The 13168-nt window shown below is 39.0% G+C and carries 12 protein-coding genes; 6 read left to right on the top strand and 6 right to left on the bottom strand.

Annotation, left to right across the window (positions count from 1 at the left end; translation table 11 throughout):
• Positions 1-75: 75 nt before the first annotated feature.
• Entirely contained in the window at positions 76-399 is a 324-nt protein-coding gene (gene fdxA / locus R0J88_RS14735) for a ferredoxin FdxA (RefSeq protein WP_006791755.1), read from the bottom strand.
• A gap of 192 nt (positions 400-591) precedes the next feature.
• Here fdxA and R0J88_RS14730 point away from each other — a divergent pair, with 192 nt between their 5' ends.
• Together R0J88_RS14730 and R0J88_RS14725 are read left to right on the top strand one after the other, a co-directional pair.
• A complete protein-coding gene (locus tag R0J88_RS14730) occupies positions 592-2199 on the top strand; it encodes an NAD(P)/FAD-dependent oxidoreductase (RefSeq protein WP_410900270.1) in 1608 nt (535 codons plus the stop codon).
• 89 nt (positions 2200-2288) lie between these two features.
• The gene (locus R0J88_RS14725) at positions 2289-3785 is read left to right on the top strand and encodes an amidase family protein (RefSeq protein WP_410900269.1); all 1497 of its coding nucleotides are present in this window, start codon (positions 2289-2291) and stop codon (positions 3783-3785) included.
• A 32-nt stretch (positions 3786-3817) separates the two neighbouring features.
• On the opposite strand, the gene R0J88_RS14720 is transcribed toward R0J88_RS14725, so the two are convergent.
• The gene (locus tag R0J88_RS14720; protein ID WP_006791752.1) at positions 3818-5119 is read right to left on the bottom strand and encodes a DEAD/DEAH box helicase; all 1302 of its coding nucleotides are present in this window, start codon (positions 5117-5119) and stop codon (positions 3818-3820) included.
• 300 nt (positions 5120-5419) lie between these two features.
• On the opposite strand from R0J88_RS14720, the gene R0J88_RS14715 reads away from it, so the two are divergent.
• Positions 5420-5881 carry a DUF3015 family protein gene (locus R0J88_RS14715; RefSeq protein WP_410900268.1) on the top strand — a complete coding sequence of 154 codons (462 nt, stop codon included), beginning with the start codon at positions 5420-5422 and terminating at the stop codon, positions 5879-5881.
• Between the two features lie 59 nt (positions 5882-5940).
• The gene (locus R0J88_RS14710) at positions 5941-7761 is read left to right on the top strand and encodes a DUF4105 domain-containing protein (RefSeq protein WP_058429198.1); all 1821 of its coding nucleotides are present in this window, start codon (positions 5941-5943) and stop codon (positions 7759-7761) included.
• Positions 7762-7812: 51 nt separating this feature from the next.
• On the opposite strand, the gene dapA is transcribed toward R0J88_RS14710, so the two are convergent.
• A complete protein-coding gene (gene dapA, locus R0J88_RS14705; RefSeq protein ID WP_305471135.1) occupies positions 7813-8730 on the bottom strand; it encodes a 4-hydroxy-tetrahydrodipicolinate synthase in 918 nt (305 codons plus the stop codon).
• 172 nt (positions 8731-8902) lie between these two features.
• On the opposite strand from dapA, the gene R0J88_RS14700 reads away from it, so the two are divergent.
• Positions 8903-9556: a DUF6058 family natural product biosynthesis protein gene (locus tag R0J88_RS14700; protein WP_008127925.1), complete on the top strand. Its 654-nt coding sequence runs from the start codon at positions 8903-8905 to the stop codon at positions 9554-9556.
• A 113-nt stretch (positions 9557-9669) separates the two neighbouring features.
• On the opposite strand, the gene R0J88_RS14695 is transcribed toward R0J88_RS14700, so the two are convergent.
• The 3 genes from R0J88_RS14695 to R0J88_RS14685 all read right to left on the bottom strand — a co-directional run bounded on the left by R0J88_RS14695 (position 9670) and on the right by R0J88_RS14685 (position 12156).
• Positions 9670-9957 carry a putative quinol monooxygenase gene (locus tag R0J88_RS14695; RefSeq protein WP_410900266.1) on the bottom strand — a complete coding sequence of 96 codons (288 nt, stop codon included), beginning with the start codon at positions 9955-9957 and terminating at the stop codon, positions 9670-9672.
• Positions 9958-10022: 65 nt separating this feature from the next.
• Positions 10023-10838: a 2,5-didehydrogluconate reductase DkgB gene (dkgB, locus tag R0J88_RS14690; RefSeq protein WP_410900265.1), complete on the bottom strand. Its 816-nt coding sequence runs from the start codon at positions 10836-10838 to the stop codon at positions 10023-10025.
• A 145-nt stretch (positions 10839-10983) separates the two neighbouring features.
• A complete protein-coding gene (locus R0J88_RS14685; protein ID WP_006791745.1) occupies positions 10984-12156 on the bottom strand; it encodes an MFS transporter in 1173 nt (390 codons plus the stop codon).
• Positions 12157-12270: 114 nt separating this feature from the next.
• Here R0J88_RS14685 and R0J88_RS14680 point away from each other — a divergent pair, with 114 nt between their 5' ends.
• Positions 12271-13158 carry a LysR family transcriptional regulator gene (locus R0J88_RS14680; protein ID WP_008127930.1) on the top strand — a complete coding sequence of 296 codons (888 nt, stop codon included), beginning with the start codon at positions 12271-12273 and terminating at the stop codon, positions 13156-13158.
• Positions 13159-13168 lie beyond the last annotated feature (10 nt).

Here is a 13168-nt window from a genome sequence, read left to right as displayed (position 1 = left end):
TTTGTTAATACCTTGCAAACAAAATTTCGCTAAATATTAACTAATTAATAATAAAGGATTATTTTAATTGCACTGTTAGGTGTCGAGTAGCTTTAGCTTATTCTCAACTCCATTCCATGTGTCAGCATCATCTGGGGCAGATTTGACTTGGGTAATGCGTGGCCAAATTAAGGCAAGCTCTGCATTAAGTTCCGTGAACTCTTTTTGAGAGTCGGGTAGCTCATCTTCTTGATAAATTGCTTCAGCTGGGCATTCCGGTACACATAACCCACAATCAATACAATCAATTGGGCTAATTGCTAAAAAATTAGGGCCTTCAAAAAATGCATCAGCAGGACACACTGATACGCAATCGGTGTACTTACATTTTATGCAATTTTCAGTAACTACAAACGCCATAAATTTTTTGAACCATAAAGCTAATTTAATAGTTCGCGATCATACTCTTTCACCTCAAAAATACAATAAATAACTGCCATAATTAGCCAATTTAACGTAGTATATGCGCCCTTAATGTAAAGCCAATTCGTGCCCTACACTTTCTTATTGTGAGCGGATATACAACCGCTAAGACACCAAATAGAGATATTAATGATACGTTTAACTGAAATAAAATTGCCACTTGATCATGATGAAAATGCTATTGGCCAAGCCATTATCAACAAACTAAAAATACAACCAGAACAATTACACAGTTATAACGTATTTAAACGTGGCTACGACGCGCGCAAAAAAAAAGCCATATTACTCATTTACACCCTTGATATAGAAGTTGATAACAAAACTGAGCTTTTAGCCACATTTGCAAAAGATCAACATGTTAAAACAGCGCCCGACACATCCTATAAATTTGTAGCTCAAGCAAATAAAAACATCACAGAGCGCCCCGTTGTTATAGGTTTTGGCCCCTGTGGTTTATTTGCAGGCTTAGTGCTTGCACAAATGGGGTTTAATCCAATTATTGTTGAGCGTGGAAAAGAAGTACGAGAGCGTACCAAAGACACCTTTGGCTTTTGGCGTAAAAAAGCACTAAACACCGAATCAAATGTGCAGTTTGGTGAAGGCGGTGCGGGTACATTCTCAGATGGTAAATTATATAGCCAAGTAAAAGACCCTAAGCATTATGGCCGTAAAGTTATTACCGAATTTGTTGAAGCAGGCGCACCTGAAGAAATTTTGTATGTAAGTAAGCCTCACATTGGTACGTTTAAACTTGTGACAATGATTGAAAAAATGCGCGCTCGTATTATAGAGCTAGGTGGTGAAATTCGCTTTAGCACCCGTGTAGATGATATTCACTTAGATGACGGTCAAGTAACAGGCTTAACCCTTTCTAACGGTGAACACCTTGAAACACGACACGTTGTTCTTGCCGTTGGGCACAGCGCACGCGATACCTTTAAAATGATTCACGATAAAGGCATTTATGTAGAAGCCAAGCCCTTTTCAGTTGGCTTTAGAATAGAACACAAGCAATCAATGATTGACGAGTGTCGCTTTGGACCAAATGCTGGCAACCCAATTTTAGGCTCTGCCGACTACAAGCTCGTGCATCATTGTAATAACGGACGCACTGTATATAGCTTTTGCATGTGCCCTGGTGGCACTGTCGTTGCGGCAACATCTGAAGAAGGCCGAGTTGTTACCAATGGTATGAGCCAATATTCACGCAGTGAGCGCAATGCAAATAGTGCTATTGTTGTGGGTATTTCACCTGAAAAAGATTTCCCAGGCCATCCTTTAGCGGGTATTGAGCTGCAGCGCAAATTAGAGGAGCAAGCTTACAAGCTAGGCGGCGAAAACTATGATGCACCAGCCCAGCTTATCGGCGACTTTTTAAAAGGCAAATCTTCTGCTGATTTAGGCGATGTTAAACCCTCTTACACACCAGGAATTAAGTTAACTGACTTAAGTAACGTATTGCCTGCGTTTGCTATTGAAGCGTTACGTGAGGCTATTCCTGCTTTTAATAAGCAAATACGTGGGTTTTCTACTAATGATGGATTACTAACGGGTGTTGAAACGCGCACGTCATCACCCATTAGTATAAAACGTGATAGAAGCTTTCAGAGCATTAACACCAAAGGACTCTACCCTGCAGGTGAAGGCGCAGGCTACGCTGGCGGTATATTATCAGCGGGTATTGATGGCATTAAAGCTGCCGAAGCTGTTGCGCTTTCAATGCTTGAAAACGCTTAAACGCGCTATTTAGTTAATTGTCGTAAAGCCTCACATTGTGGGGCTTTTTTGTGTTAAAAGTAACCAAAAAATTATTTGTGTACTTTTTTATGATAAAAAAATTATTAGGGTTATTAATCTGGGTCGTTGCTTTTAATATTTCAGCTCACGAGTTAAAAACAATAGATGAGATCCACTCGGCGTATAAAAATAATAAAATTACCGCTCAACAACTTACTCAAGGCTATATTAAACGAATTAATCAGCTTAACCCTCAATTTAATGCCGTCATTAACATTGAACCTACAGCTGTTACGCAAGCAAAAAAAATTGATGAACTTAGTGCTCAAGGGCTTTGGGCTGGGCCTCTTCATGGAATACCCGTACTTTTAAAAGATAACATAGAAACCACTGGATCATTACCAACAACAGCTGGCTCTTTAGCTCTTAAAAATAATATAACTAATAACGATGCATTTGTTGTTAAGCAGTTAAGAAATGCGGGCGCTATTATTTTAGGCAAAACCAATTTAAGTGAGTGGGCAAATTTTAGATCGTCTTACTCATCGTCTGGATGGAGTGCAGTTGGCGGGCAAACACACAATGCGTATGACACAACTCGTAATCCCTGTGGTTCGAGCTCTGGATCAGCGGTTGCCATCGCACTTAACTTTGCCCCTGTTGCCCTTGGAACAGAAACCGATGGCTCTATCACCTGCCCCGCTTCTGTAAATGGCGTTTATGCTATAAAACCAAGCATGGGCCAGGTATCGCGCTCTGGTGTAGTGCCACTTTCTAGTAGTCAAGACAGTGTTGGCCCAATGGCACACTCATTAAAAGATGCCCGCCTTGTAGTATCTGTTTTACAAGGACGTGATCCGCTTGATACTTCAACGCATAGTTTTGAATTGCAAACATTGCCTAAAATTACAAAGTCATCATTAGTTATTGGTGCGTTGCCCAGTGATAAGTTTACAGTGGAGACTCAGCGTTTATACAAAAAACAGCTCTCAGCGCTCAAACAGGCAGGTCATACAGTAGTCAATATTGATATATCTGATGATCTAGCTACGCTTTTTGTCGATGAATATTACGTGTTACTTTATGATTTTAAAAAAGAAATAAACCAGTATTTAACAAATACTCCTGACCAAGTGAAGGTAAAAAGTTTAAGTGCATTGATTGATTTTAATATACAAAACAAAGCAGCAGAAATGCCCCACTTTGGGCAAGATATTTTAATACAAGCCAATGCTATCGACTTAACACAAACAGACAAATACCAAAAAACTAAACACCGTTACCGCACACAGGCCACAGCTGCAATTACTAATTTATACAAAAATAATAATGTGGATGTTGTCATTGCCCCAACAACATCACCTGCATGGAAAACAGACTTAGTAAATGGTGATAACTTTAAAGGCAGTAGTAGTTCTTTATCAGCAATTGCCGGCACAACTCATATTACTCTTCCTGTTGGTCAAGTCAGTGGACTACCTATTGGGCTATCTATTATTGCAAATAAAAACCAGCCACAGGCGGCCTATCAGCATGCTCAAATAATCGACGAAGCCTTTATTTCATCCATAAAAAAACCTGAGTAAACTCAGGTTTTTATTAATTCTTATATGAGTTGTTATTTTTTAAGTGACAACTTTGCACCTTTTAAGCTTTTACGCACGTTGGATATACGCGAACGGTTTACTGCACGAGCTTCGCCCGTTGCTTGCCCTGATAACTTATTAGAACGAGTACGGCGTAAGTGAGCCGGCTTTTTACCTATTTTATCAATAAGCACTTCGCGGTTACTCACTTCATAGCCTTCAAGGTAAACACGCTTAATTTTTTGACCGATTAATGCTTCGATTTCAAATAATGTATTTTCTTCTTCACGGCTTACAAACGATATTGCTTGGCCTTGATTACCAGCACGGCCTGTTCGGCCAATACGGTGAACGTAATCTTCAGCAAGCCATGGTAAGTCAATATTAATTACACGCGGTAATCCATCAATATCAATACCACGCGCAGCAACTTCAGTGGCCACTAGCACACGTACCTTACCTTCTTTAAATTCACGTAAAGCACGGCGTCGGTTACCTTGTGACTTATCGCCGTGGCAAACGGTTGCAGGAATGCCATCGAGATTTAATTCTTTAACTAGCTCATCCGCTGTGTCTTTCATATTTACAAACACAAGTACTTGCTGCCAGTTCTTTTTACCAATCAGCTCAGAAAGAAGTTCTTGTTTGCGGCGCTCTTCCACTGGGTATACAACGTGCTGTACAGTAGATGCGGTACTGTTAGTTTGGTCAACACGCACAATTTCAGGTTGCTTAAGTACCTTAGAAGCAAATTGTTTAATAGCTGCAGGGAATGTAGCCGAAAATAATAAAATTTGACGGTCATCAGCACAGCTTTTAATCACAGTTTGCATATCTGTGATAAAGCCCATATCAAGCATACGGTCGGCTTCATCGAGTACTAGGTGTTTTACATTGGCCAAGCTTAAGTTACCTAGGCGAATGTGATCGAGTAAACGACCCGGAGTTGCGACTACGATATCAACGCCTGCTTTTAATGCGTTTTCTTGGCCTGCGGTATTCACTCCACCAAATAAACTCACTACTTTTAATGAGGTATGCTTTGCATATTCTTTACAGTTATTGGCTATTTGCTCTGCTAATTCACGTGTAGGCGCTAATACCAAAGCAGTTGGTGCATTGGTTGTACTTAAGTCTGACTCAATTAATTTTTGGATAACAGGTAAAGCAAACGCGGCAGTTTTACCGGTACCAGTTTGTGCACTGGCTAAAACGTCTTTACCTTTACGAACAGCTGGAATTGCTGCGCGTTGAATGGGCGTAAGAGTGTGATAGTTGAGTTCGTCTAATGCCTGGATGATTTCAGGTGCGAAACTAAAAGATTTAAAATTCATGCTGTATAACCTACGGCCACATTATCAAGGGTCGCAAATTATACAGTAAAAATGAGCCAACAGTTAGTTTTAAACAATATTACTATTTAAATATTTTGTTTTATTAAAGTACCTTACCTGTAACCCAAGAGTTTCTTTCACAAAGTAGCCGCAATCTCACTTCTCGCAAAAATATTTACCTCATAAAAATTTACAAAATATACTTATTATTAATTTTTTTTAAACGTGTTATTGCTCTACAGCTTTCTTATGTATAGAATTCAAGCCCCATTTAAGGGACATTTAAATAAGGATTTAATAATGATAAAAAGATGTTTAACTGCAGCAGTATTCGCAAGTGCTTTCGTAGTAACCCCAGCGCAAGCAGATGTTAACCCATGGCAACAATGTGGTATCGGTGCAATGGTTTTTCCTGATAATGGTACAGCCGCTGCTATCTCAAACATTATTTGGGATTTAGGAACAACAGCTGTTTCTTCAAATGTTTCATCTGTAGAAAGCTGTAAAGGTGCAAACGTTAAAACTGCACAATTTATTCAACAAACATTCCCAATCTTAGAGCAAGAAATTGCACAAGGTGAAGGCGAGTACATCTCAGCAATGCTTAATGTACGTGGTTGTGACAGCGCAGCTCACACGCAAATGATCTCAACAATACGTAATGATTTTGCTCAAACATCTGTAAACGATGCTCAGGCTCTTTACACACTTGTTGAAAGCAACATTGCTAGCCAGTTCTCAGCTAACTGTTCTGCAATATAATATATAAAAGGGCTAATTTAGCCCTTTTAGCTCTTCTACCCCAAGCCCGTTGGGTATTTATGAAAATTCATTCTTCAATAATTTTTATTTTTTTTATTGCTTCGTTTAATATTCAAGCATCAACAACATTAAAACAATTAGCACAACATCCCACATGGCTAAGTTTAGGCCATTACAAAAAACCAGCGTTTAATGAGAGCTATATTACAAACACGTCATTTTTTATATCTCCACTGGGAGCAACAAGCCCTTTTGAAGAACTAAAAGCGACTGTGCAAAGCTTTAATTCAAATCCATTAACACAATGCAAATACCCAGCAAGATACACGTGGCTACAAAAACAAGGGCTCACATTTACGCAGCCTAAATCCTCCTGTATTGAACTAGAACAATGGCGAGATGAGCAGCCTATACATTCTATAAGCCTAATATTTGCATCGGGTTATATGAGTAACCCCGCATCACTTTATGGGCATTTGTTGTTAAAACTAAATCGGTCATCAGCCAAAAATAATAAACTACTCGATTACAGCATAAACTATGGTGCTCATGTACCGGATAACGAAAATGGACTAGTTTATATAACAAAAGGCTTGTTTGGCGGTTATAAAGCGGGATTTTCAGATCAATTGTTTTACCGCCACCAACATAATTATGGCGAGATAGAACTAAGAGACCTTTGGGAATATAAGTTAGCCTTAAAAAATAACGATACAAGGTTTATTGCTAATCATTTATGGGAAATACTCGGTGCGCAATTCGATTACTATTTTGCTGATGAAAACTGTGCTTTTCATATTGCGCAGCTAATAGAGCTTGTTATAGGAGAGCAGTTAACAAATAACAGTTCGCCTTGGATGATCCCTACAACTGTTTTTTCAAAATTAAATCAGGCAACTTATAACAATAAAAAGCTGGTTCAAGACGTACTCTTTACGCCATCTAGGAGTACTGTTTTTATTGAGTACATGAAAAAGCTGACTGCCAACGAATCAAACATTGCAGAGAAAATATACAAAACACCTGATTTTCTTGAGCAAAATGATTTCACCTCACTCAATATAAAAAGTAAAAAGCGAATTATTGAAACATTATTTGAACTAGTCCAATTACAGCAAATAAAAAAACACAATATTGACCATATTAAAAGCTTAAAAAAGGCGCTTATTAAAACGCGTTTAACACTCCCAATTGGTAATGAAGTGCTAGTCTCATCATATACCCAACAAGCGCCTCACAAAGGGCAAAAGCCGTCAAACATTTCTGTTTCTTCAACACGAGTAAATGAACAGCACAACCTAGGGTTAGGATTTAGGCTAAGTTATTTTGATTCCTTAGCGTCAGATGTTGCACGCATTGCGTTTTCTAATTTAGAAATGGTTGATACCGAAGTCTCAATTTTAAACTCTAAGGTGTACCTAGATAAACTACACTTACTGGACCTTGAGTCCTTTTCACCAGCCTACGTTGAATGGCCACAAGAAAATAACTTATCATGGAAAATTAATGCTGGTTTTGAAAGACAGAATACACTTTGCAGAAGCTGCACAAACACGTTTTTAATGGGGGGAATAGGTAAATCTTATCTTACCAACAATAATAAAACCTTAATTTTTACGCTTGCTAACGGGTATATTGGAGATCTCGCTGCTACAGACAAGATTTATGATTCATCGTTAGAACTAGGTGTAATAACAACACTATACTCAGATATAAAATTAAGAGCTTCTCACGAACAATTTATTTTAGGAAATGATGAGAAGTCATCAACTCAAGCTGAAATATCAATTCCAATTAATCAAAATTTTGACATTCGTTTCAGTTATAAGCATGCAAACTTAACAAGCTGGAAATTTAAATTAAATTATTACTGGCAATAAAATAGGCCAAAAGTGAAATCATTTACGCTTCACTTTTGGCTTAAATCTTAATTAAGAAAGAGTTAATACTTCATCGCTGTTAAGTAAACGCGCCTTGCCACCTACTACATCGGCTTCATTTAACTGATTAATGAGTGGCAACCCTATTTGTTGCTGCTCATCATTCAGTGGCAAATACGGCAATCTAAATACGGGGTTTACCGCGCCCGTCATCATCAATGCCGTGTTTATTGCAATCGGGTTTGGCTCGCAAAACAACCAGTTCATTAAAGGTTGTAATGAGCTATTTAACGCATCATTCTTAGTATCCATTAGCTGGCGAAACAACCCAGGAATAAGATTAGAGGTAACCGATATAACACCGTGGGCTTTGTGTACATGGCGTGCGTCGTGCGCTTCGTCATCGTTACCAGACCAGCACGCAATACCTTGCTGCTCGTAATGTGCAATTCGCTCGTTACCACCGCATTCTTTTACACCAATTAAGTTAGGGTGTTTTGCTAATGGCTCAATAATATCAGGTGTTAAATCTTGCCCTGTGCGCCCTGCTACGTTGTAAATAAACGCAGGGCCTATATCGAGCACGCGTTTAAAGTGCTCTTTTACACCCGCAATAGACGTACGGCCATAATATGGATTAATTTGCAGCGCTGCATGCATTCCACTTGCAAAGCCATATTTAGTGGCTTTTATTGCCTCGCGTGTATTATTACTGCCTGTATTACCAACAATTAGTAACTGATTGCCATACTTGTTTGCACTGTGCGCAATAAGCATTAAATGCTCTTCCCAGTTCATTAACTGGCCTTCGCCGGTTGTACCACCAACCACAATGCCATCTACACCCGCTGCAATTTGTATTTCGACGAGTTCGTCATACTTGGCTAAATCTATTTCACCATTAGCTAAATACGGGGTTTTAATAGCAGTAATTAAGCTTGCTTGTTTAATTTGTTCTAGGGTGCGCATAAAAATTCATTATTTATAAAACTTGCGTTATTTGTAACATACTTACACGCATTTTTGCAGGCCTAAGCTAATAATAAACGTAAAATGGCTTGTGTTATTTAGTTTGATAATACAAAATACAAACACTGTACATTTAAACAGTATTTGTATTTTTAACTTTAAGCGAGCCTTTATGCGTTTATCTGACTACTTAGCCACTCATTTTTATACCACCGATGAGCTTTGCCATGCTTTAAATATTGACGCCGAGCAACTAGATACATGGCAGCAGCAAAGTATTTTTCCTAAACCAAGTTATTGTATAAAAAGCCAGTTAAGTTGCAGCTCGTATTCTGGTTTGTATGAATGTGAAGAGTACGATGATTATTACCCGCGAGGTTGTGTAAATTGGGGGCAAGGGCTAATAAAACAAAAAATTGAATCCTCAAGCAATGCCTTTAATTACTTTGCGCAGCAGTACACAGCAAGCCTGAGTAAACTTGCTCAGCAAGGCTTTAATTTTAATGAAGAATTATTTGGCTGCGAAATAGACGAGCATTTACAGCAAGTGTGGCAACAGTTTTTATGCAGCAAATACGGTGTACTGACACAAAACGGGTTAATTGACGAAATAGTATGTGTGGATATAGGCCGCTTGCTGGTAGACGATATTACTGAATTGCGCACTAAAGGAAGTTTAAACCAACAAGAGCGTACGCAGCTTCACCCCGCTATGAAGCTGCTCAATAAAGCATTAGGGCACGGGGCTGATCACGAAAAACAACACACATTGCGTGCCCGTTACATAGATGCACTTATTTTAAAGTACGATTTATCGATTAAATAAATACGGCTGAGATTTATACAAGCTTGGGGTTTAAAATACAGAGTAACGCAAATGGCGATATATGTTTACGTCGCTACTGTATTTTACTAACTAACTAATAAGATTGCTTTTTACTAGCCAATGGTGTTGTAAACGTCAATATTACTTCTTGTTAGAAGCCCGGTAACTTGTGTTCCAAAAGCTTTAAAATGTGGCTCGTTTTTGTGCGATTCAAAATGCTCATCTGATGCCCACTGTTCAGTCACTAAATAAGTCGTTTGCTGCGCGTCACTTTTTACCGATAGCTCATAACGTAGACAGCCTACTTCTTGGCGTGAGTACTTTTGCAGATTTTCGAGCGCGGTTAATACAACTTCTGCATCAATATTTTTGCTCGCGATTGTGGCAATTACCGTTAACATAGGGCGTCCTTTTTTAAAAATAAAGGTGCAGCTTTACTACACCTAATATCATGTTGCGTATTTTATTACTGATCCCACTGCGGCGCAAAATCAGGCGTTGCTTGGCGGTCGCCACAATCAAGTGCATCAATACGGGCAATGTCTTCATCGTCTAACTTAACATGGTCGTTAAAGTTATCTTCCAAGTTTTTACGCTTGGTTGACGATGGAATAGTAGTCATATCATTTGCGTTTTCCCAAGCAATTACAATTTGCGCAGGTGAAGCGTTATGCTTATTCGCTATATCAAGAATCGTTTCATCTTTTAGTACTTTACCGACCACAAACGGCATATAAGCCGTTACGTGTATACCGTGCTGAGCGCAAAACGCACGTAATTTTGTATTGGTTAAGTACGGATGTACCTCAACTTGGTTAGTAAATATTTCACGCGAGTCTAGCGTTTGCATTGCTTCGTTTAAGTTTGCAATAGTGAAATTAGACACGCCAATATGTTTTGTTAAACCAAGCTGTTTAGCTTTTAAAAGCTCAGTTAGGTACTCACTCATTGGCTCATCGTTTGATGGCGCAGGCCAATGAATAAGCAATAAATCAACAGAGTCTACTTGCAGCTTTTCTAAAGACTTTTCTACGCTTGCAATAAAATCAGTTTTATTGAGTTTGTTATTCCACACTTTAGTCGTTAAAAATATTTCGCTGCGAGGAATGTTGCTGTCTTTAATGGCTTGGCCTACTTGCTCTTCGTTACCATAAATTTGCGCTGTGTCTATATGGCGAAACCCGACATCTAATGCCATTTTTACCGATTTATATGCAGTATCGCCTTCTAAACGAAATGTTCCAACACCTAAATTCGGCATTTCAATTACACGTTGTGTCATGAATCTATCCTTATACGTTGGTTTAAAATACAGCTATTGAATAGCGTTAAAAAATACACCTTTTACTTTCTCAAAAAATAACCTCACAGTAGCTATGAGGTTATAAAAATGCGTTTCAAGGGTTTAATGATACAAAGTTTACACTTTATGCTCGCTGAATTTCACGCTTATCGAGCAAGCCACTGTAACGAGTCGCTATAAGTGCTAATGCAGAAATAACGGCGCCTATCCATGCTGTGTCTCGCAGAGTCATACTTTCCACTACGCTTCCACCAATGATTGAGCCAAGTGCTATACCAATATTAAAAGCGGCTATATTTAATCCAGATGCAACATCCACAGCATTAGGTGTATGTTTTTGTGCTTGTTTTACAACGTAAAGCTGTAAGCCTGGCACGTTACCAAACGCAAAGGCGCCCCAAACTAAAATTGTAAGTACGGCAGCTACTTTATTATCCATGGTAAATGTAAGTGCCAATAAAATAATGCTAAGAGCACTAAATATAATACTGAGTGCACTTATTGGGCCGCGTTTATCCGCAAGTTTTCCACCCCAAATATTGCCTACTGCTACAGATGCACCATAAACCAGCATAATTAAACCAATAGCTGAGGGTGCAAAGCCAGTTTCCTGCTCTAGAATCGGCGCTAAATAGGTAAATGCTGTAAATGTGCCGCCATAACCTAAAATAGTCATTAAATATACGAGTAATAAACGCGGTTTAACAATAACCTGAAGCTGTTCTTTAAAGGTTGCAGGGATAGACTGCTTCAAGTTTTTGGGTACCAAAATAGCACTTCCTACCAAAGCTATTAAGCCCAACACTGATACCACTAAAAATGTTGCACGCCAGCCAAAATGCTGACCAATCCACGTTCCTAATGGCACTCCTGTTACAAGTGCAACCGTGAGTCCCGTAAACATAATTGCAATAGCGCTGGCCTCTTTATCTTTACTTACTAAGCTTGTGGCAATCATAGAACCAATTGAGAAAAACACCCCATGGGCTAAGCCTGTTAAAATACGCGCAAGTATTAATGTTTCATAACTTGGCGCTTGCCATGCTAATAAGTTCCCCAGCACAAATAAGCCCATTAAGCTTATAAGTACAATTTTACGATTCCATTTCCCGGTGAGTGCAGTAAGTACGGGTGCACCAATAGCTACACCTACCGCATATAAACTCACTAGCAAACCCGCTGAAGGTAGGCTTACGCCTAAATCGTTTGCAATAGTAGGCACTAATCCCACTATTACAAACTCGGTTGTTCCTATTGCAAATGCGCTTAAGGTTAGCGCCCACAAAGCCAATGGCATAATTAAATCCTCATTATTAGTTAAGACTTACAGTTTGACTAAAAATGTGTTTGCAAAAAATAGCATTAGTGACAAAATACTTTTGTAAAAAATGCAAAAGTAAGGTGCTAAAATATGGCTCAGCATGCAAAAACCGAAGACTTAGAAATGTTTTTAACGGTAGTAGATAGCGGGAGTTTTTCAGCAGCCGCGAATTTGCTTAATCAGCAAGTAGCAAAAGTGTCGCGTGCCGTGTCTCGTCTTGAAAATACATTACAATGTACGTTACTAAACAGGACCACTCGCCGATTAGAGCTAACCGAAGAGGGCCATACCTTTATTAAATATGCTCGTGATGGCTTAAACACATTACAAACCGGCGAAGAGGCAATCAAACTGTTAAAACAGTCGCCCAGTGGAAAGTTACGTATTGATGCAGCAAGCCCTTTTGTACTGCACCAATTGGTACCTTTGATTGCTGAGTTTAATATGCAGTACCCCCACATTACGCTTGATATTACCTCTCACGACAGCATTATTGATTTACTTGAGCATAAAACTGACCTAGCCATACGTATTGGTGATTTAAAAGATTCAAACCTGTATGCAAAAAAGTTGGGGGCCAGTAAATTGCATTTGGTCGCAAGCCCTGAGTATTTGAAAAACGCACCTGAACTTACTCAAGCAAGCGATTTGGGCCAACATAAACTTATCGGCTTTACCGACTCACCCGCGCTCAATAACTGGCCTCTTAACATACCCTCAAAGCTTTCGTTTGAAATCACAGCAAGCAGCGGCGAAACAATTAGACAACTATGTATAGCAAACCAAGGCATTGCTTTACTCTCGCATTTTATGATTGGAAACGATTTAAAAGCTGGTAGGTTAGTCAATGTTTTACCAAATAGTATTAAAACACCAAACCACCGAGAAGATATACAAGCCGTTTATTACAAAAACAGTGCGGTGTCGTCTCGCATTGTTGCATTTTTAGATTTTATAAAACCAAAGCTTGCATTATAAGTGGCCTTTT

Origin of the sequence: Pseudoalteromonas sp. SIMBA_162, assembly GCF_046535955.1 — a bacterium.
Lineage (GTDB): Bacteria > Pseudomonadota > Gammaproteobacteria > Enterobacterales > Alteromonadaceae > Pseudoalteromonas > Pseudoalteromonas marina.
Note: the sequence above shows the minus strand (reverse complement) of the source record. Positions and strands in the feature narration are given on the sequence as shown.